Annotated in this window: 20 protein-coding genes and 6 pseudogenes; 6 read left to right on the top strand and 20 right to left on the bottom strand. The window is 39.9% G+C overall.

What is annotated here, in order from left to right:
* Positions 1-4 precede the first annotated feature (4 nt).
* The gene (locus BTN49_RS09475; RefSeq protein ID WP_097356985.1) at positions 5-949 is read left to right on the top strand and encodes an NAD-dependent epimerase/dehydratase family protein; all 945 of its coding nucleotides are present in this window, start codon (positions 5-7) and stop codon (positions 947-949) included.
* Positions 950-1,095: 146 nt separating this feature from the next.
* On the opposite strand, the gene BTN49_RS09470 is transcribed toward BTN49_RS09475, so the two are convergent.
* Together BTN49_RS09470 and BTN49_RS09465 are read right to left on the bottom strand one after the other, a co-directional pair.
* Positions 1,096-2,526: a sigma-54-dependent transcriptional regulator gene (locus BTN49_RS09470; protein WP_097356984.1), complete on the bottom strand. Its 1,431-nt coding sequence runs from the start codon at positions 2,524-2,526 to the stop codon at positions 1,096-1,098.
* Positions 2,527-2,689: 163 nt separating this feature from the next.
* Positions 2,690-3,475 (bottom strand): response regulator, encoded by a 786-nt coding sequence (locus tag BTN49_RS09465; protein ID WP_097356983.1) that lies wholly within the window; start codon positions 3,473-3,475, stop codon positions 2,690-2,692.
* A gap of 933 nt (positions 3,476-4,408) precedes the next feature.
* Here BTN49_RS09465 and BTN49_RS18220 point away from each other — a divergent pair.
* Positions 4,409-4,906: pseudogene (locus BTN49_RS18220) on the top strand (IS5 family transposase); the annotation flags it as partial.
* Here BTN49_RS18220 and BTN49_RS21110 read toward each other — a convergent pair.
* Together BTN49_RS21110 and BTN49_RS22485 are read right to left on the bottom strand one after the other, a co-directional pair.
* Positions 4,877-5,284 carry a phage terminase large subunit family protein gene (locus BTN49_RS21110; protein WP_097356982.1) on the bottom strand — a complete coding sequence of 136 codons (408 nt, stop codon included), beginning with the start codon at positions 5,282-5,284 and terminating at the stop codon, positions 4,877-4,879. The pseudogene BTN49_RS18220 and the gene BTN49_RS21110 overlap by 30 nt on opposite strands.
* Before the next feature lie 392 nt (positions 5,285-5,676).
* A pseudogene (locus BTN49_RS22485) lies at positions 5,677-6,569 on the bottom strand (IS982 family transposase).
* A gap of 132 nt (positions 6,570-6,701) precedes the next feature.
* Between BTN49_RS22485 and BTN49_RS16730 the strand changes: the two are divergent.
* From BTN49_RS16730 to BTN49_RS21100, 3 genes and pseudogenes are all read left to right on the top strand, one after another.
* The gene (locus tag BTN49_RS16730; RefSeq protein ID WP_146679342.1) at positions 6,702-6,983 is read left to right on the top strand and encodes a hypothetical protein; all 282 of its coding nucleotides are present in this window, start codon (positions 6,702-6,704) and stop codon (positions 6,981-6,983) included.
* Positions 6,984-7,365: 382 nt separating this feature from the next.
* Positions 7,366-7,830, top strand: coding sequence for a phage portal family protein (locus BTN49_RS09445; RefSeq protein WP_146679340.1), 465 nt, complete (start codon positions 7,366-7,368; stop codon positions 7,828-7,830).
* 1,255 nt (positions 7,831-9,085) lie between these two features.
* Positions 9,086-9,196, top strand: a pseudogene (locus BTN49_RS21100) (IS1 family transposase); the annotation flags it as partial.
* An 80-nt stretch (positions 9,197-9,276) separates the two neighbouring features.
* Here BTN49_RS21100 and BTN49_RS09435 read toward each other — a convergent pair.
* From BTN49_RS09435 to BTN49_RS14160, 3 genes are all read right to left on the bottom strand, one after another.
* Positions 9,277-9,669, bottom strand: coding sequence for a SixA phosphatase family protein (locus BTN49_RS09435; protein WP_394336668.1), 393 nt, complete (start codon positions 9,667-9,669; stop codon positions 9,277-9,279).
* Positions 9,670-10,175: 506 nt separating this feature from the next.
* Positions 10,176-10,325, bottom strand: coding sequence for a hypothetical protein (locus BTN49_RS13310; RefSeq protein ID WP_394336672.1), 150 nt, complete (start codon positions 10,323-10,325; stop codon positions 10,176-10,178).
* Positions 10,322-10,471, bottom strand: a complete 150-nt coding sequence (locus tag BTN49_RS14160; protein WP_158523722.1) for a hypothetical protein — start codon at positions 10,469-10,471, stop codon at positions 10,322-10,324. The genes BTN49_RS13310 and BTN49_RS14160 overlap by 4 nt, the downstream gene beginning before the upstream one ends.
* Positions 10,472-10,615: 144 nt before the next feature.
* Between BTN49_RS14160 and BTN49_RS21095 the strand changes: the two are divergent.
* Positions 10,616-11,371 (top strand): annotated as a pseudogene (locus BTN49_RS21095) (transposase).
* Here BTN49_RS21095 and BTN49_RS14155 read toward each other — a convergent pair.
* The 13 genes and pseudogenes from BTN49_RS14155 to ccmA form a co-directional block, all read right to left on the bottom strand.
* Positions 11,358-11,498 carry a hypothetical protein gene (locus tag BTN49_RS14155; protein ID WP_158523721.1) on the bottom strand — a complete coding sequence of 47 codons (141 nt, stop codon included), beginning with the start codon at positions 11,496-11,498 and terminating at the stop codon, positions 11,358-11,360. The pseudogene BTN49_RS21095 and the gene BTN49_RS14155 sit on opposite strands and share 14 nt — an antisense overlap.
* Positions 11,495-11,746: a hypothetical protein gene (locus BTN49_RS14150; RefSeq protein ID WP_097356979.1), complete on the bottom strand. Its 252-nt coding sequence runs from the start codon at positions 11,744-11,746 to the stop codon at positions 11,495-11,497. The genes BTN49_RS14155 and BTN49_RS14150 overlap by 4 nt, the downstream gene beginning before the upstream one ends.
* A 209-nt stretch (positions 11,747-11,955) precedes the next feature.
* Positions 11,956-12,179, bottom strand: a pseudogene (locus BTN49_RS22480) (IS982 family transposase); the annotation flags it as partial.
* Between the two features lie 786 nt (positions 12,180-12,965).
* On the bottom strand, positions 12,966-13,736 hold the full coding sequence (locus BTN49_RS09420) for an MlaA family lipoprotein (protein WP_097356978.1): 771 nt from the start codon (positions 13,734-13,736) through the stop codon (positions 12,966-12,968).
* Between the two features lie 493 nt (positions 13,737-14,229).
* Positions 14,230-14,949, bottom strand: coding sequence for a c-type cytochrome biogenesis protein CcmI (gene ccmI, locus BTN49_RS18215; protein WP_223823690.1), 720 nt, complete (start codon positions 14,947-14,949; stop codon positions 14,230-14,232).
* Positions 14,946-15,437 (bottom strand): cytochrome c-type biogenesis protein, encoded by a 492-nt coding sequence (locus tag BTN49_RS09410; RefSeq protein ID WP_394336667.1) that lies wholly within the window; start codon positions 15,435-15,437, stop codon positions 14,946-14,948. The genes ccmI and BTN49_RS09410 overlap by 4 nt, the downstream gene beginning before the upstream one ends.
* Positions 15,437-15,991, bottom strand: a complete 555-nt coding sequence (locus BTN49_RS09405) for a DsbE family thiol:disulfide interchange protein (RefSeq protein ID WP_097356976.1) — start codon at positions 15,989-15,991, stop codon at positions 15,437-15,439. The genes BTN49_RS09410 and BTN49_RS09405 overlap by 1 nt, the downstream gene beginning before the upstream one ends.
* Positions 15,992-16,017: 26 nt before the next feature.
* The gene (locus BTN49_RS09400; protein WP_097356975.1) at positions 16,018-17,976 is read right to left on the bottom strand and encodes a heme lyase CcmF/NrfE family subunit; all 1,959 of its coding nucleotides are present in this window, start codon (positions 17,974-17,976) and stop codon (positions 16,018-16,020) included.
* 14 nt (positions 17,977-17,990) lie between these two features.
* Positions 17,991-18,456, bottom strand: a pseudogene (ccmE, locus tag BTN49_RS09395) (cytochrome c maturation protein CcmE).
* Complete coding sequence (gene ccmD, locus BTN49_RS09390) at positions 18,453-18,659, bottom strand: heme exporter protein CcmD (RefSeq protein ID WP_097356974.1); 207 nt, start codon at positions 18,657-18,659, stop codon at positions 18,453-18,455. Before ccmD ends, ccmE begins: the two are co-directional and overlap by 4 nt.
* A 2-nt stretch (positions 18,660-18,661) precedes the next feature.
* Positions 18,662-19,399 carry a heme ABC transporter permease gene (locus BTN49_RS09385; RefSeq protein WP_097356973.1) on the bottom strand — a complete coding sequence of 246 codons (738 nt, stop codon included), beginning with the start codon at positions 19,397-19,399 and terminating at the stop codon, positions 18,662-18,664.
* Positions 19,400-19,429: 30 nt separating this feature from the next.
* Positions 19,430-20,098 (bottom strand): heme exporter protein CcmB, encoded by a 669-nt coding sequence (ccmB, locus tag BTN49_RS09380; protein ID WP_097356972.1) that lies wholly within the window; start codon positions 20,096-20,098, stop codon positions 19,430-19,432.
* Positions 20,098-20,712, bottom strand: coding sequence for a cytochrome c biogenesis heme-transporting ATPase CcmA (ccmA, locus tag BTN49_RS09375; protein ID WP_097356971.1), 615 nt, complete (start codon positions 20,710-20,712; stop codon positions 20,098-20,100). The genes ccmB and ccmA overlap by 1 nt, the downstream gene beginning before the upstream one ends.
* Between the last annotated feature and the right edge of the window lie 124 nt (positions 20,713-20,836).

Raw genomic sequence — 20,836 nt, 5'->3', positions numbered from 1 at the left:
AAATATGGCGAGTTACCTAGTCACTGGTGGTTGCGGCTTCATTGGTTCTCATTTAGTTGACTCTCTCTTGGTGGATGGGCATCATGTAAAAATCATCGATAACCTATCAACAGGTTCACTTGATAATGTACCACAACATTGTGAACTTCACGTTGCGGATATTTGTCATGCCGGAGTGTTGAATGCCGTAATGCGAGGTGTAGATGGTTGTTTCCATCTTGCTGCGATAGCGTCTATTCAGCGATCTAATGAAGAGTGGTTGAAAACCCACGACGTGAATCTTACGGGTACTATTCGAGTACTTGAAGCTGCGAGATCTGCAAAAACACCTGTGGTATACGCTTCATCAGCTGCAGTTTATGGTGATAATGTGGATATGCCGTTATCTGAGTGTTCAATTGCTCGTCCACTTACTGCCTACGGTGCGGATAAATTGGGTTCGGAACTGCATGCACGTGTTGCCTCACTCGTTCATGGCGTACCTACAACAGGGATGCGTATTTTTAATGTATTTGGACCTCGTCAAGATCCGAAATCGTCATACTCTGGTGTTATTTCTATTTTTGCCGGTAAAGTGATGAGGGATCAAACACTGACCATATTTGGTGACGGTGAGCAAACCCGTGACTTTATTTATGTAGCTGATGTTGTAAGATTCCTATCTGCGGCGATGCAAAATATTTCGGTCTCTCCAGATATTTTTAACGTCTGTCGTGGTGATGCAATCTCGGTGAATCAGTTAGCCTCGATATTGATGTCGCTAGTGGGATCGCAAATGAATATTGAACATTTACCTGCACGACGAGGAGATATTCGTACATCTATTGGCAGCCCCGCTTGGGGAGCAAAAGAGCTTGGAGTAGTAGCAGATATTACTGTTACACAAGGACTTCGTGAGTTACTGCTCGATCTTTCGGATGTTAATAGATCTAGCTTGTCTGTGGAGTAATAAGTTTATTCAGGAAGGGGCGGTCTGCTGATAAAACAGTCCTGATTTGAAACTAACTGCCTTTCATTTCATCGGGAATTATATCCCCTAAAGTGATATTTCGCCGGCATGTCCAATATTATACGCTATGTTGATTGAAACTAAACTTAAACCTCATCAGTCTCCCACACTTGCTTCTTACGATACAAGGTTGAAGGGCTGACTTGAAGAAGTACAGCAGCTCTCAATACATTGCCATCGCAAAATTCAATGGCTTGTTGGATTGTATCGCGTTCAACGTCTGCCAACGGACGAATATTTAAATCGTCGAGGGCAGTGTGATTATCCACTTTTGCAATAGGCTCAATGGTTTCTGCTACATAGATAGCTGGAGACAGTGATTGTATTTCACGATCGCTCAATGTTCCATTTAGTGGTGGGGGAAGTTGTTTCATGTGTACCGTATCTCCATCGTGAAGTACGACAACATTTCGGATTACATTCTGAAGTTGTCTAACATTACCAGGCCAGGAGTAATGCCGTAGTACGACTTCAACTTCAGGTGTGAATTGAGTGAATGATTTGCCTTCTTCTTCCGCGTAAGTGTGCAAAAAACGGGTAGCAATGGTTAGAATATCATCGCCCCTTTCACGCAAGGGAGGAAGAGTTAATGGCACGACATGCAAACGATAGTACAAGTCTTCACGGAAACGCCCAGCAGCCACTTCTTGAAGAGGATCCTTATTTGTTGCACAGAGAAACCGAATGTCGACACTTTCTTCTTTGCTACCTCCAACTTTCTGATAACGCCCAGTCTGAATAAAGCGTAGTAATTTTTTTTGCAATTCCAAATCCATTTCACCAATCTCATCAAGGAACAGGGTACCACGATCTGCCTGAGATGCAGCGCCTTTCCGTTCACTGCTGGCACCCGTAAATGCTCCTTTAACGTGACCAAAAATTTCGCTTTCCATCAAATCATGAGGAATAGCTCCACAGTTTAATGCGATAAATGCTTGCTTTGAACGTGGACTTTTAGCATGAATGGCTTCGGCACACACTTCTTTCCCTGTGCCACTTTCTCCAGTAATGAATACTGTGGCTTTACTGGGAGCTGCGGCATCAATAATGCGGTAGACATTTTGCATCGATAAACTTGCACCAATGAAACCTTGATACGTGTTACGTTCAAAATTAGTTTGAATATCTTCGACAAGGTTTTGTAAACGGGCATGTTCTAACTGGTTTCTGATAGTAATTCTTAATCGTTCGGCACTGACAGGCTTTTCTAGAAAATCATCAGCACCCTGTTGCATGAGTTCAACTGCCGTATCAACTGAACCATGATTAGTCACGATGATCACCCCACAGGGCAATGCCTGTTGCTTGATCCAGCGCAGGATATCTTGTCCCGCCATATCTGGGAGTTTGAGATCCAACATAATGAGGTGTGGTGTAGAACTTTTAAGGTATTCAAGAGCAGCTTGTCCCGTTGCTATACATGTTAACTCGATCGGTTCTCCTGATAAATATTGGACATACAAATTCGATAAGGGTTTGGAATCTTCGATAACTAGAACTCGATATCTTGACTTCATGTTTCTTCCTCTCCCCTAGTGGGTCTACCTACGTCGTACCTCAAAAGCGTTGTGAAAATAATCTATCTGATTGCAAATGTATACATTGAGTGTATGACAGATCTCAAAAAAACCAAGTGCTTCCGCATTATAATATCGTTGAAGATATTAACATTCTTTTATTTTAAGTTGTTAATCCTTTATGTAAACGTTGCTCCAATGCAAGAAGAGAATCAGCTGCGGACTCATCTAACAGTGCTGCATAGTATATTGCTTGGTCATATTTCTGTTCTAAACACAACCTTTCAATATTACGACATAATTGAGCAAGGGCACTGTTTCCGTATGCAGCTGCGCTACTACACAAGGTATGCGCTTCAAATTTTAACGTGTAATAGTCATTGACATGTGCTGCAGTGGCGAGTTTTATAATTCGCATTTTAGCATCTTCAATATAACATGTAATAAGGCTTGGGACAGCTTCGGCAGAGGTATCTGCCACCAATTGGGTAATGGTTGTTTCTTCGACTAGCGGTTCTTGTTTAGTACGAACTTGATGGTTAAACTTATCCGTGTTCTCAACCTTCTCAGCATATTTTAAATCGTACTCGTATTGCCAGTGTGCCAGACAATCTAGGAGAGATTGTCGTGTCACGGGTTTGGAGATAAAATCATCCATGCCTTGGTTAATAAAATGTTCTTTGTCGCCACAAAGAGCATGAGCTGTTAGTGCAATGATGACCACGTCCTTAGCAGGTGAGTCCATTTTTCGAATGCGATGAGTAGCTTCCACTCCGTCCACTTCAGGCATAGAAACATCCATTAATACAATATTATAAGGGATCTTGCTGACTGCATCAATGGCCTCTCTCCCATTACTGACGATATCAGTGGAAAGACCGGAAAGTTCTATCATAGTGCGTAATACGACTTGATTAATGGGGTTGTCTTCGGCTAAAAGAATTCGCATATCTTTACTAATGCATATTATTATTAATGAGAAGGAGACAATCAATAAGCAAATTCTCTCTCAGTGTAGAAATAAAATCCGATTTTACTACCAATCTTAATTTCCACGTAAATATAAAGGTTGATCCTCTTCCCTCTTGGTTAACGACTAAAATGTCGGTTTCCATCATAGGGACCACTGTTTATTGAGGGAAACCTCGAATTTACTATCTTCATATCTACGATTGTACGGGTTTTCTCTCGTGGTATGTTTGTCAAACATAGGTAGTTGAACTCCCTTTCTAAGGCAAATCCCTGCATGAAATATATTGACGGGCAATTGATAAACATTGATGTCTTACATTGGTCTTTGATGTATATTGACACTCGTTCTTTTGGGATATATTTGATGGTATTAGACACTACATTAAGTAACATCCGTCGAATACGTTCGCCATCAGCAATAAGGCTTACTGGGTGTTTAATTCGATAGGGTTTTCTAATGTGGGACACTTGTCGATCGCTTGTGGGTAGAAAACGCATATGTAATCCAGATCTTTATTTTTTGACGAAGTGGTAATTTCGATGGGAAATTCATGACTACTTTCTCTGCTAACGATCAGATGAATATTATGGTTGAAAATAGTACTTTCTCCAGTGTTAAGTAAGTGCTTTCCAGCATTCTTAATAAGATTGATAAAATCAATTAGATAGGATAAACATGTCATAAAAAACGTGTAATAGCATAATATTTTAATATTGATACAACATTATGGTGTAGTTAAGTAACCCGCTAGTGAAGACACAGCATCAGCTAATGATTGACATTAAAATGAGCGTACCGTTTAACCATAGCAGGCGTTGAGCGAGCCAGCCAAAGCATCATTTTTAATTCGGTTTTTACCTAGATGAATGTCCCACTGAAATCCACTACATACCACCTGCATTAGTAATGCGTTCGAGAACCGTAAAAATCAAGTACCGTTTGCCGCATCGAGGAGCTATCGCCCACGTCGTTATTGATACCACAGCCCTGAAGGTATACGACGAAGGTTAATGTAAAACGCGTAAACACGGTAAGGATAAGCGGCGTATCTAGCGCAAACTTCATCTTGCCGTTGATGTGCCTACTCATGAGGTTATTGCTACAGAAGTTAGCCTTGTTTCTGTGGGTGATAATGAGGTTTCACCTATAATTGCTTAACTAATTACGACGAAAGATACAGCAAATCAGTGTTGATAGATCCTATGACAAAAAAGCATGTCACCACGTACTGAAAAACAAAGGAATAATGCCCAATATTCCACCTCGAAGCAACGCGGAGTACTGGGAGAAAGGGCATCCTAGAAATGAAGCTATAAAGATGTTAAAAGAGGACAAACTGGCGGAATGGAAAAGGACAGGAATTATCACAAATGCTTATTAGCAGAAACAGCAATGTTTCGCTATAAAATTAATCATATTTCCACTTCCGCAGACCACGCGTTTTATAGCAATGAATGCTAGGATGACGTTTTTATATTCCACATCAAAATGCAGACAATTGACGTCTATCACGTCAAGCATTTTTAATACGAGTCGTTCCTTTGTTTTGTTGTTATAGTGAATTACGAAGTCTTCTCGGGGCTGATTCTCGTATACAAAATCCCAAACGCCTAAGCTAACACACATGGTATCAATGCCGATGTGCGTTACATTATATCGCGCACAAAAATCATCTATCTGGTCCAATTGATATTGAAAATTGAGTCCTCGCCAATTGTGTTTTTCTAAAATCATGAAACAGTCAGATTCTGCAAAAAGCGGAGCGATAACGAGAACAAAAACCATATCAATTAACCACTAGAGGACGAAAATAAATTAAAGCATACACCATGCTTTTGGTAGGAGAACCGAACCAACTCCATCCCTCTCCCACAAAATACACATTTTAAGGGATTACGACTTGCTACCTCTTCGAAACGCTCTACATAACTGATATGTTTGGTGTAGCTCATCATTGCATCCCACCAAGTCTCCTGCTGCCATAGCTATCACTTTATACCAGTTCTTAAAGCTCGCTGTCACTTGAAGGCCATGATATATTACTCGGTGAAATTATTTAGGAAAAATGTGCTGAACTAGCCTACCAACAGATACCTGAACATCTACTGTCTCATACGTTTTCAACTTCGTTTTATGTAATTGATAGTGATACCTGACTTGATGACCGTCATACCCACCTATCCTAACCTGAACTGCATAAGCGCTTGCTTATCAAGCCTAGTCATCTTGATGCTCAGCTTCTTTGGTTGAAATAAATACGCGATGAGAGCCGCCAGCAAGTTGCCCATAAAGCTGATACAACTACGGTGCCAAGAATGCTCGATTTGGGATATATTTTTTAGTTGGTCAAAAACGGTTTCAATAATAAATAATTTTAGGAGCATCAAGTAATTTTAAAGTTTCATCACTTTGGGTTTCATATTTTTTACACCCGTTATTAGTGTCACTCCCTTGTTTGCAAGTTCCCGCTTCAATGGACCAGAGATATAAGCTTTATCTCCGTATAAACACCAACAAAGCTCATCAACCATTTCCGATACAGGGTTTCTATCATCCACGTTAGCCGTCGTCACTTTGACTGAGATAATACCACTTTGGTCATTGACCATAAGGTGTAATTTGAAACCGAAAAACTACCCCATCATTCCTTTTCCTCGCTTCGCGGTACCTTTAAAAATCTGATATCTGAAAATGCGTAGGTTATGACAAACCTATAGCTTAGATGAATAAACAAAGGCAATCCCTGTCGGCCTCACCTAACGGTGAGTGAAGTAAGAGCAAAGCGGAACTAGGACACCTTGCGTGAGTTTGAGCATCCTCCTTTAACTAATTAGTTCAGGAAATTCGTTGGTGATGTAGCGATAAATAAAGTGGATGTAATAAGTTTTGAAGTCTCGATACCTCGATTGATGGAAAGTTATCACTATCATCATCACTTCGCTAACTGAGAGGCAAGAAGGTTTGTTTTTTTGTTTGGAACTGGAAAACATATTAGGTATTTTTCACATGCAGGAAGGAAAGTCTAGCAAAAGTCATCGACATCGACGACAACAGCGTCTAAGTTATTCATGATAAAGTCCTTATGTAGTCAATAGTTTTTCTTCAAACAATCAGATCTCGACTTGGAGATTTAGTTTATTTTTTATGTGCAGTTCAGGTTAATTACACCCAACAAAGCAAACAAAACCTAGTTTTAAAGGTTATGAATTTAGTGAGTACTTCCAGAATTAAATGCCAAGATGAATACACCAGTATCGCCTCCTCCTTTTTAGCTATTAAACGGAAACAAACTGGGCATGACCCCATGCCATTTGCGACTGAGCGTACAGAAAAAACTGGACATGCTGACAGTTTCTTTACAATACCCCCACGCAGTGGCATGCAAAGGATTAAACGTAACCCTGCAGCACACATTAACGATACGCGTAGATTTATAATGGCGAAAGAAAACAGTATCAACGTAAAGAAGTCATGCTGGTCGTGAATGAATCAACCGCATTTAAATTTAGTGGGATTGAGCGCATTGACACAGAAAACTCTATCGCTTGTAGTATGTAGACTTTGATGAAGCCTATGAGTTTTATACACCTCAGATTGAGCCAAGTGCATTATCGGCATTATTGTTTGCTAACTCCTATCACGGAACCATTATTGAGGGCGTACACGTATTTTATCGAAAGATTTTATTGAAATTGACGAATTGTCATTTCTTATAAAAATGAATATTTGTAAGGAGTTAATCACGTTCGGTTACGCATATTATCAAGTTTTTAGAAAACTATTGGGAGAGCAATTACATCTCTGTCACGTCATGATGAAACACACCCGTCGTGGCAACAATAATCGGTTCTTTCGATTAAATCATGATGACATCAAGACTGAATATAAGGAAAATTAAATCAGATAAATTAGTCATTACGATCCTAATCAAAAATATTTACACCTTACCTGACTACCTTTCAGGTATTAAATCGGCGTTTCTTTCTCAAGATGAAACACGCTTTCAGCGTCGCTATTACAAGAACGGGATGCACGTGGGATTTATTCTTTACATGACCGATCTCACTATGGGCCCTATCGTCGAAGAAAATCTAGCTGAAGCATTAAGAAAATCATGCAGGGTGGGCAATTTCTCATCGAGATTAATTAATATTCCAAACGATCAAGAAAAAGGAGTTCAACGGACCCCAGTGGATAAAATTGGCTTAAAAGATAGAATTGAAGGGATTAAGAAGAATATCATCATAAGAAATCAGAGTGGCTCACCGCTACTCAGCGGTGATTCAGTGGCATATCACCGCCAGAAGGCTCAAGCCTCGGTAACCCCTTAAAATACAGTTAAATGTATTATGAAAATGAAATTAAATCGCTACAGAAACTCTTATTAGAAGTTAACCGCATCATGCCTAACAATAAGCGGATTGCTTGTGAATCACCCGTCAATAAAAACGAGTCAGCGTAATATTTAAAATATAGACATTAAATTGATAATGATCCATAAACGTGATATAGAGCTACAAATTTAACCTTATATTGATTCTCTGGTTAATTGTTTTCCTTGGGCAACAGCGTCATCCTCAAAGCCTCAAAGCATAAGTGAATAACATGCGAGATGCGAGGCTGCAGCCTTGACCACAAATCGAGTCAAGTAATTTTCGTTTAAACAATCATAATATAACGTTGGAAACATCAGTGTTGTACGTCGGTTAGTGCATATGGTGGTATGGGTAAAATGGCATTGAGGACACATAGGCTTGTAAGTTAACATTGGCTATTATCTTTAACGAATTACTACCATTCTATCGCATGTAATTATAAAAACAAGGACGCTGTAAAAGCCTGCTAAAAGTTGGTAGAAGTAGAGAGATTTGAACTCCCAATACGTGGATTTAGAATCAACAGGATCCCCTATAGATACGCCCACTAAATATAACTCAATGATTAATATGTAATACCTAACCAATAATCTATGGGGATCACTCTAGGGAAATAAATGGTACATCTCTGGCTCCCTTGGGGGAAGACTCGCCGAGAAAGCTATTTAGTTTTATCACGAATACACGGAATAACATGAAACCAAAAGTGATGAAGCTTTGGGACCCTCTTCTGTTGAGAAAATAATTTATCATCGAAACTAATCTTGAGATCAACTAAAAAATATATCCCAAATCGAGTACTCTTCGAAACCGAAGTGGTATGAGATTTATAATCAACATTATTACTGGATTCAGTACTTATACGATCCAACCAGAAAAGCCTAGTGTTAAAATTACTCAGCTTGAAAAAGCCGTGTTTATACAGATCTGCGGTTACTTATCTGTGAAGTAGATAAGCAATGGTTTTTCGTGGATAACAAAAATAGCCAGTGAGGGTTTTTGTATGCTTGGGCATTTTAATTGAAAAATAATATTGTTTACACATCCAGTTGTCGTGGAAAAAAGACATTCAATTTACTTTTAATCGGTTATCCATATTCAATATTGCATTTTGGTTCATGGGCAGTTTCAACGTGTACGATATCCTTTCCAAGGATACACACCTTGTAGTAAAGATCTATACACAACGCATTGATAAGAAAATGTCACCCTCCGTACACGCTTAAGACGACTCAATCGGAAAACGATTAGATACTCAAAATTACCGGAAATGTACGACAAAGGGATCGATAAATTTATTGAACGTGGGTATTACCTTTAAATTATAATCAACTTATTGGATACATGAACCAGTGCGTTTTCCTAGCTACAACGACAAGTGTTCTTAATATGCAATATGCTCTAGCTAGATTCCTGCACTTTGAGAGGGATTTTTAGCCATAATAGAGAACTTTTCTTAGTATCTGAATCGTAGTTAATACACACTATTGATGACGTTGGAAACGTCGTGAGCTGTAATCCTAACACCAACTCTTCTATCAAATAGCCAACCAATGGCAGATGTGAAATCACCAAAATAGAAGTTTTCTTTTTTACTGAGACCAACGCTCGCAGATACGTCGAAACTTGATCACTTTTACCATATGGGGTAATACAATTATCAATCATGACTGTCGTAGCTTGAGGCAATTCTTTCTCACACGCATTCCATGTTTGTTGAGCACATAAGTAAGGGCTAACTAATACAACATCTAGATGTTCATTTGGTAACTGTTCGGACAACAACTTCGCCATTGCGGAAGATTTCTACTTTCCAAACTTAGTGAGTGGACGCTCTTCATCCTTAACCGAAAGTATCTGGGCTTCACCATGACGCATAATATAAATGTGCATATTTGTGCTGCGGTTTTCTGTAGTTCAAATCATACTACCAGCGCCAAGCATATCCAGAAACGGTCAATCACACAGATATTTGTTTCAACATCCTACTTTGGTCATAATGTAAACCTTATCTCTACCAGTTGAAGATGTATTGTGCCATGAATTAAGGGTTTAATTACGACACTTTGCAATTAAACTACTAATATCATTTTTTAAAAAATCCGCACTAAGCATAAGAAGAGTTATAGTAAAATCTGGTGTACAGCTTCCAGAGCAGTATCCTGATGGTTGACGTTTATTGCACAAATGCTATCTCTGAATTTCACGCCTTTGATGATATCCGAAAGTAATTTAAAGCCTCACAGGCTACGCCGGTTTAACCTTAGCGGTTCTCATCAGTTTGCAGGCCATTACCAGTATCATTTTCCGCTTCCACAATTCTTGGTTTTGTTCGTTCTTAGCCTCACCGTTTCATACATTGATTTAATGGAGTTTGTCGTTCGAATATGTATCCAGTACTCGGAGATAAAATCGTAAAATGCCAGCATTTCCACTTTGTCTTTGGTCAGGCACTCCGTTGCTTTGGGATATTTAGCACCACATCGTGTTTCGAATTGACCTCTGACTCCCTATACGCATCGACAACAGCTAGAACTTTCTTGCAGCAGACATCCTCGACGCTGATGACAACAAGCAGGCAAAGCTTGTCATACATCCAAACTTTGCAGTAAATACCATCGGATTAAATGTAGATACACCACCGTTTACTTAACCCGAGCTGAGAATAAGAAATGAACCAAATGCCTAAGTCGATATTTGATTGTTTGAGAAAAACTATTGACTGCATAAGGAGTTGAGTATGAATAACTTAGACGCTATTTTGTTGATGTAGATAACTTTTGCCAGACTTTCCTTCCTGTATGATAAAAATACCTAATTTCTTCCGGTATAAAACACAGAAATAAGCTTTCTCGCCTCTCAGTTACCGAAGTGATGACGATAGTGATAGATTTTCATCAATCAGGGTATCAAGACTTTAAAACTTATCACATCCACTTTGTTTGTCACTACCTCACTAACGAATTTCCTGAATTAGTTAGTTACACGAGGATGCTAAAACTCATGCAAGGTATCCTAATTCCGCTTTGCTCTTACCTCACTCACCATCAGGAAAAGCCAACAGGGATTGCCTTTGTTGATTCGTCTAAGCTACAGGTTTGTCACAACCTACGCATTCTTAGATATCAGATTTTTAAAGGTACCTCGAAGCGAGGAAAAGGAACGATGGGGTGGTTTTACGGAGATAAAGGTTATATCTCTGATCCATTGGAGCAGGAACTTGCAAACAAGGAAGTAACACTGATAACGGGTGTAAAAAAACATGAAACCCAAAGTGATGAAACTTTGGAACCGCCTAATGCTTCGGAAACGATTTATTATTGAAACCATTTTTGATTAACTAAAAAAACATATCCCAAATCGAGCATTCTTGGCACCGTAGTTGTATCACCTTTATGGTCAACTTGCTGGCGGGGCTTATCGCGTATTCATTTCAACCAAAGAAGCCGAACATCAAGATGACTTAATTGATAAGCAAGCTCTTATGCAGATCTGAGGTTACTTAGATCCCGCTTACACCACTGGTCGTATTTTGCTTCCCACTCCTGCTTGAATTGAGAAACATTGTTTGCTGACAACCCTTTGGTTTGCTTACCTAAGAGCGATTTAAAGGCTATCTTCATATCGCCAGTGGAGATTCCCCGACGATAGAGCCGAGGGGTAAGCTCTTATATATTTTTGGTTCGCTTGAGATAGGGTGGAACCAGTGTGCTGTTAAACTTGATCTTGCTTCCTGTTCTATCTCGAATTTTTGGGACTTTAACGGTAATGTTGCCGAATCCAGTTTGTAGGTGCCGCTCAGGCAAATGGCCATTGCAAACCACTCTCCCTGCTTTCCGTTAGCTTGGAGAGATGTAAAATTATCGAGCAAGGATTAAACCTCGGCTTTTATAGCTTGAACCAACAACTGCTATGTGCCTTGTTTTAGCAATTCATCAAGCGAATTTTTTAGTTTATGAAGTCCGGTAACGTTATGATTATTGTCCATGCGGTGTATTCCTTGTTGGTTGTTGATCTAGCTGGATAAATCAACAGGTTACACCGCATTATTTTCTACCCATACACCAGAAATCACTATAGCTCTTGGTTGAGGTAGTGACAAACAAAGTGGATGTGATAAGTTTTGAAGTCTCGATACCCCGATTGATGGCAAGCTATCACTATCGTCATCACTTCACTAACTGAGAGGCGAGAAGGCTAGTTTCTTTGTTTGAAACCGGAAGAAATTAGGTATTTTGCACATGCCGGAAGGAAAGTCTGGCAGAAGTTGTCGACATCAACAAAATAGCGTCTAAGTTATTCATGCTCAACTCCTTATGCAGTTAATAGTTTTTTTTAAACAATCAAATATCGACTTTGGCATTTAGTTTATTTCTTATGCCAGCTTAGGTTACATCATAAAAGATCTATAGCTTAGTTGAATCAACAAGCACAATGCCCATAGGTTTAGCTTGCTAGTCAGTCAGATAAGAAAAAGGGGAAAACAGAGTACTCTGCATCAATTAGGCATCCTTGTATATCTAACTAGATCATGGAATTTACCTGTTAGGTAACAGGCAGATAAATTGTGTGTAATATGTCTTAAAATTAAGAAACTAAGATTGATAAGAAGATACAATAAGCATTGTTACTTCACTGATTAAGTCTGAATTATTCATGCTTAAGTCCTTTTGCGATCGATGATTTGATTTAAACAATCAGATTCACTGAAGAGAGAATGTGGTTACACAGCAGGCTGTAAGTTTTTGAAAACCTAGACAACCTCATCAGTGATGAGGTCCAACACCCTAGAATAGTCGTAGACACCCATATTATTCACAGTAAATTCACTAATTTGCTCTTTTATCCTTGCCTAATAAACCTAAGCCGTGGCTGATATCCTTGCTGGAAGATTCAGCAATAAGTGTCCACCACGGTAGATATCATGGTTTTAACCATTTTTGTGTACTGGAAAAAACAATATTTAACGTCAGTAGTAATTATAATGGTCTCCATGTAAAAGAGTATTTTATACGAACAGCAATCTATTAAATACACAAACTAAAATCTGGCACCTTTAAGGTATCTTGATATATGAAGGAGAAACAAATTCAATAACCATCAATTTCGTCCATCCAATCCTCAAAATATTTTTCGTTTTCGGTAAATTCATTAATGATAACATTTCCACCACGTGCTTGAAATGTTCTATATTGCAAATAAGCATCACGGCTAACGGCATAGGGATCAAGTGAATTCTCTAAAATCTCTTCTTGCTTAACCAATGCAACACGTGTCTCTATACCTTTAAGTATCCATTTTAGGATCAAGGGTGGTAAGGTCAGTAAAGATAAAGGTGGATACAGCTTATCAACCATATAACCCACTCCTTCTCTAATAGTAAGAGAACCATAAAGAGGCATAACCAAATAAGACCCTTGTCCAATATTGTAATAACCCATAGTATCACCAAACTTCCTGTCACTAAGTTTCTGAATGTTGGCAGCGGAAGCGATATCGATCAACCCTGCAATGCCAAATACTGTATTTATCCAGAAGCGGTTAAAGTGAGTCACTGCATCCTTTCCTTGAAGCATGATAAGACTATTGACAATACTAACAGGCTCTTCGAGATTACTGATGAAGTTTGAAATACCCGTACGTGTAAAACTAGGAATGTAATCTACGTAGGCCAAAGATATAGGACGTGAAATATACGGGTCTAGATAATCGTAGTTCACAACCCACATAACACGATTAAATCCCTCAAAAAGATCATCAGGATGTGAAGTTATTTCCATGTTTGTCAATGCGTTGGGTGAGTGAACACACCCACTCAGACCAACAAATATCCCCATTCCCAATAAAATATGCTTCCTCATTGCTATTATCAGTTCCTCCCAATAAAAGGCGGGTATAAAACAGTTAGTACGATTATTAAATCACAATTTTCGACTGGAAACCTAAAGCAAACTGGATTATTTACCAAAACCAATCACCCTCTTTGGTCATCAGATTACCACTAAGATCAATATGCGCTTTTACAATCACCTTCGACAATAAGAAACAATAAACGGTAAGGGATGATACTATCAATGTCTGTAAGTTCCACTGTCAGCAGGAGCTGATTCAGTTGTAGTCACTTCACCAAAACTGGAATTTGTACACCAACCTCAGAATGAACAGATAAAGTTAATACACCGTCTTTTGGCAAATGCTCATCATGGATCAAGTGAAATGGTTACAGATACAGACTTTCCACTACCAACTTTTATTTGTGCTTCGGCATTTTCAATGCTTCGTTACAACATCGGAATTCGTTGGTAGTTTTCTGGAAGTTCATTCTAATTCTTCAGATGCCAAGAATGACAACGCTCACATGTTCGCATGATCTTTATTAGTCACATCAAGAAGCAGTTTACGTGCTATTGCAGCATTGTTTTCACCACCCATAAAGATCAATAATTGCGCGTAACTAAACTTAATATCGACGTTATCAGGAGCCAGTTTATACGCTTTTATCATCGCCCCCTCTGCAGTTTTAATATCGCGATTTTTCATCCCAATACGCCCTAAAAGCAACCATCCAATGGCATCATTGGGCGTTTGTTGTAGCTTAGTACGTAGCGCCAATATCAACGCATCCATTTCATGTTTGTTCATTTGAATGTCGGTTTCTAACATTAATCTCTGTGACAGTTCAGGTAATTTATCTGCTGTATGGTACCATAGCACCACGTTATGTATGTTACCGAAAATAGCATATAAAAAATAGCTCAATAACACGAGAAAAATAACACCAGGTAACAGCATTATTGGTAAAAACCTAACTTTACTTTCCGTATGCTTTTGAGAAGGAATGTCGTCAAGCAGTGACTGCTGAAGTTCGGTTACAAGTTCACTCTGGTTTTCTACCCGACCTTTCTGGGTTTCTTCTTGCAACTCCTCCATCCGATCACGAAAGAACGCCTTATTCAGTTCATCACGTCGAGCAGACTCATTTTTATCTTTTTCAAGAAATATCGGAAAAATTAAGAGCGTAATCGAAGAAAGCACCATCAACGCAGTGATCATCCAGAACAACACTTCGGTCATCCTATATTATCCTCATTCTCTTTTGTCACCACTGTCTCATTTAACAATATAACCAGTCTTGATTTTTCTTCATTATCAAGACGTACAAGATTTTTACTCGCATTACTTCTTTGGCTCCGCATCACCAAAACTGTAAAACCACCAAAGACAAACAATGCAGGACCTGCCCACAAGATCAATGTTGATGCTATTACAGGTGGATTATATATAATAAAATTGCCATAACGAGCAATCATGTAATCAGTAATTTCTGATTCATTTTTCCCTTCTATGAGCATTTCATACACTTTCATACGAAGATCTCGTGCCAAACTGGAATTAGAATCTGCAATATTATTGTTTTGACATTTCGGGCAGCGAAGCTCATTACTTAATTTGCGAAATATAGCTTCTTTTTCAGGCGTATCAAACTTGTATACTTCCATGATAGCATGCGATGAGAAAATAACCCCAGCGGCAAGGAGCCCTGTAAAAAACAGACACTTCATCATCCCAGATCCTCCTCCAACATTTGTTTATATATAGGCTCCAACGTATCTTCCCAATTTCTTGAGTTCACATCACCAGCATGGCGATAACGAATGACACCCTTCGCATTAATAAGGAAGGTTTCCGGCACACCATAAACCCCGAGATCAAGACCCAACATGCCATTTCCATCAAATAAACTCACCCGATAAGGGTTCCCTAATTGGTTCAACCAACCAATCGCTTTCACGCGGTCATCTTTATAGTTAAGACCAATAATTTTCACATCATCAGCCATCAGATCATTCAGAAATAAATGCTCTGCATAACACGTTTGACACCAAGTTGCCCAAACATTCAATAGCAATGGTTGACCACGAAAAATACTCTGATCGTGGAGTTTTTCCGCGTGCTCCAAATCTTCAAGGCGAAAGTTAGGCACTGTCTTACCTACCAGCACCGATTCAAGTTTACTCGGATCATCACCATTTACATTTCGTGTTAACTGAATAAAGAATACAGTAACCATCGCCATGAAAAGAACGAATGGAATAAACAATAATGGACGCTTCACCCTCAAATTCCCTTCATTGGATTATCTTAAATCGCTAATTTACGTTTCGTTTTCTGACGAAAACGATATCGCTTATCAGACATAGACAATAAACCACCGATAGACATGATGATTGCACCGAACCAGATCCAGCGTATAAATGGCTTATAGTAAATACGAAAAGCCCATGAATCGTCATCTAATCGCTCACCCATCGCCAAGTATAAATCGCGAGTAATGCCACGGTCGATTGCCGCCTCTGTCATCATAGAACGTTGCACGTTATAGAAGCGCTTTTCAGCATGAAGCTGATTGATTAGTTTATTTCTACGATAGATATCAAAGTCAGCAATATATCCATTGTAGTTAGGCCCCTCTTTATCACGCAATCCTACAAAATAAAAATGGTAGCCTTTGACTTCAACAGTATCGCCCACTGTCATCTTTACATCCAATTCAATGTCATAGTGTTGTACCATCGCAATGCCCAAAATTAAGACACCTAAGCCAATGTGACCACACACCATTGCCCAATGGCTACAACCCAACCTCTGTAAACCTGTCATCAAATGATGATGATCGGTTGCACTCTGATATACTTCAACAGATTGTGTAATGATGATCCAGAAACACATCACAGCACCCAACGCCGCAAGCGGCATAAAGAAATCAGCAAATATCCAAACCACACCAATCCCAACAACCACAGATACCGAACCACTAACAATCAATGCTTTCTTCACGTTGGTGAAGTTACCACGTTTCCAACGAACTAATGGACCAATACCCAGTAGGAAAACAAACGGCACAGCTAACCAAGTGAACAGTAAATTGAAGAACGGTTCACCGATTGATACTGATCCTAGACCAATTTGCTTGTGTACTAACGGCAACAAAGTACCAAGTAAAACGACAAATAACGCGGCAATCAGTAGAATGTTATTAGCCAATAGTGCATTTTCACGAGAAATAAGTTGGAAATTACCACGAGTACGAATTGCTGAGACACGCAGTGCATAAAGTAATAGCGAACCACCAATTACCGCCGCCAAAAAGGCCAGAATAAATAGCGCACGGGTAGGATCTGATGCAAATGTATGCACAGAAACCAACAGACCAGAGCGGACAAGGAATGTACCAAACAGACTCAACGAGAATGCTAAGATCGCCAACAAAACAGTCCACGCTTTAAAGATACCTCGTTTTTCTGATACAGCTAAGGAATGAATCAGCGCTGTCCCGATAAGCCACGGCATAAGGGCGGCATTTTCAACCGGATCCCAAAACCACCAGCCTCCCCACCCCAGCTCGTAATACGCCCACCAAGAACCCAACGCGATACCCAGTGTTAGAAAAACCCACGCAGCTGTCGTCCATATACGAAACCAGCGAGCCCACGCCATATCAAAACGATTCGTCATCAGAGATGCGATAGCAAAAGCAAAGGCGACAGAGAAACCGACATAACCCATATAAAGCATTGGTGGATGAATAATCAATCCAGGATCTTGTAATAGCGGGTTGAGGTCACGACCATCCACTGAAAAATATGGAAGCGTACGTTCGAATGGGTTTGAAGTAACAATGATAATTATCAGGAAACCAACTCCTACCATACCCATAACGGAAAGCACGCGAGCCACAGACTCGTGCGGCATTCCACGACTAAACAGCCCAACTGCAACGGTCCAACCCCCTTGAATCAACATCCACAGCACAAGCGAACCTTCGTGTGCACCCCAAACGGCAGTAAGACGGTAATACCACGGTAATTCGCTATTGGAGTTACTTGCAACATAACTCACAGTAAAATCGTTGATATAAAATGCCCAACTCAATGAAAAGAATGACATCCCTATCATTAGAAACATACCGATAGCCAGTGGACACGCGGAACGCATCATGGCTTGATTTCCGATCTGTGCACCCCAAATAGGATATATGCTCAGTAACACAGATAGACCAAGGGAAATAATGAGAGAAAAATGCCCCAATTCAGGAATCATTAGTATCTACCTTCTTATTTCGAGGTGTACTCAAGAGCCAGATGAGTCTAGTTTCATTGCTGCTGCAATTTCAGACGACATGTACTCTTCGTCATGCTTTGACAACACTTCTTGCGCTTTAACAGTAGTACTCCCCACCAACTCACCTTGCACAACAATACCCTGCCCTTCACGGAAAAGATCGGGCAGTATACCTTCAAACAACACAGTGACTTCCGGACCGATATCCACTACCTTAAAACTGATTCTCAACGTCTCAGGATCTCGCTTAACCGAATTTGCAACGACCATACCACCAATACGCAATATTTGACCGACTTGAGGCTTAGTTCCGTCAAGTTTACCGTTTATCAATTGTGTTGGTGTGTAAAATAGATTCATGTTCTGATTCAACGAATAAATCACCAGTCCAACTACTGTGCTTGTTACGACGACCAAAGCTACAGCTAACCCTAACCGTTTTTTACGTCTTGGCTTCATAACGTATTCTCCATCCTTTTGGTTTTATTAATACGTTGTTCTCTGGCAAATTGATTTTTTATTTCAAGGAAAAGTTTACGACGAGTAAGTTGTGCTGAGATCACGAGCCAGAAGAGCGCACCGAAGGTTATGGTAAAAGCACCCCATACATAAGCAGCATACCCCCCCATTTCTAAGAATGCAGAGAAGGAAACAAAATACATAGTTATCCTATTTCTACCAATTGTCGCACCCAAGGACGGTGGGCTTCACGTTGCAGAATGTTATTCCTTAATCCCATTAAGGTTAACGCACCAAGAAAAAGTGCAAAACCTAATATATTCAGCAGTAGCGGCCACAACATATCTGGTGCAATAGACGGTTTTGCAAACTTGGTGATAGACGCACCTTGATGTAGGGTATTCCACCACTCAACCGAAAAGTGAATGATCGGTAAGTTAACAACGCCTACCATCGCCAATATTCCAGCAATACGAACCGAAGTACGCTCATCCTCAAATGAATTGTAAAGTGCAATAACACCCAGATACAGAAACAAAAGGATAAGTTCAGAGGTCAATCTTGCGTCCCATACCCACCAAGCACCCCACATCGGTTTACCCCACACTGCACCCGTCACTAATGCTATAAAGGTAAAAACGGCACCCACAGGCGCTATTGCTGCTGCCACTCGGTTTAATGTTTTTATTTGCCATACCAAACCAATGAAAGCGGCAATTACCATCGACAGATATGCACCCATAGACCAGAACGCGGCAGGTACATGAATATATATAATCCTAAAACTGTCTCCTTGCTGGTAGTCCGAAGGCACAAATGCAAATCCCCAGACTGTTCCTGTAATCAAAGATAACACCGACAACATGGATAACCATGGCAATAGCATGTTACATAACTGGTACGTTGCTTCGGATTTAGCGTAAAGATGAAGCCATTTTAACATTACACATATCACTCTTCGTTAAATATAAAACTATTGAACACTGGCCCGCAGTGCAGCAGACACTGCAAAGGGAGACAATGTTGCCGATCCCACCAGCATGGCAGTAAGAATGGCAAGCTGCCCATTGATTGAAAATCCATGGGAAGCCATATCAATCGCCGACGTAGCGAATATCAATACTGGAATAAAAAGAGGTAAGACTAGAAGACTGAGAAGAACACCACCGTTTCTCAACCTAACTGTCAGAGCAACGCCAATGGCACCCATAAAGTTCAGAGTTGGAGTACCAAGTAACAGTGTTATTACTACGGCCTTATAAGATAACCAGTCAAGTGAAAGTAACACGGCTAACAGTGGGCTTATGATTAACAGAGGTAAACCTGTCAATAACCAGTGTGCAAGAATCTTTGCAAAAGCAAGGACTGGTAGTGGTGACGGCATCAATAACATTTGCTCTAATGAGCCATCGCTAAAATCATCTCTGAACAATCGTTCCAATGATACAACAGTTGCTAGTAGCGCTGCCACCCAAATAATGCTAGGAGCAATGTCAGCTAAAAGCTTCGATCCTGAACCGACACCCAGTGGAAACAAAGTAATGACGATAATAAAAAACCACAGCGGGTTTAATATATCCGATTGACGCCGGTATGCAATCAGCAATTCGTGCCGTATCATTTTAACTAATGCACTAACCATTACACCCCCAACCTAACGCGACGTAACATAGTGTTACCTTCGAATATATCTTGGTGAGTCGTAAATATAACCATACCTCCATTGTCAACATGTTGTTGGAATAAGTATTCCAATACCTTAACGCCCTCCTTATCGATGGAGGTAAGTGGTTCATCGAGAATCCATAATTTAGATGTACTAATCCATAACCGTGCAAGTGCAATACGTCGATTTTGACCTGCCGACAATTTTGCTGCTGGTACATCTTCTCTGCCCACCAAACCGACACGAATAAGTGCTTCACACAGGCATACCTCATCAATCACACCATGCATTTTTTGATAAAATGCAAGATTCTCATAAGCAGTCAAGTCACGTTTCACACCTGTGATGTGTCCCAGAAATAGAAGTTCTCTACTAAATTCATCTTTTTCTCTATAAATCGAATTACCGTACCAAAGTACATCTCCAGACTCTGCTAATTTCAACCCAGCAATAATTCGAAGCAAGGTTGTTTTACCTGTGCCATTAGAACCTTGCACTTGTACAAGATCACCGGGGAATATGGTAAAACTCAGGTCTTCAAATAATACTTGTATTCCACGCATGCAGCTTAGTTGACACATTTCCAACATGACAAATATCGTTTTCCCATAAAGATATGCACAATCTAACGGAGAGATAACATAGGGATTCTAAAAATCATTACAAACATCTCTCTCCTCGATAAGGAAACCACCCCGAAGTTTTCATGCAGTA

The sequence above is a fragment of the Candidatus Enterovibrio escicola genome (assembly GCF_002464935.1).
Lineage (GTDB): Bacteria > Pseudomonadota > Gammaproteobacteria > Enterobacterales > Vibrionaceae > Enterovibrio > Enterovibrio escicola.
The sequence above is the reverse complement of the archived record's forward strand: the minus strand, read 5'-3'. Positions and strand labels throughout refer to the sequence as shown.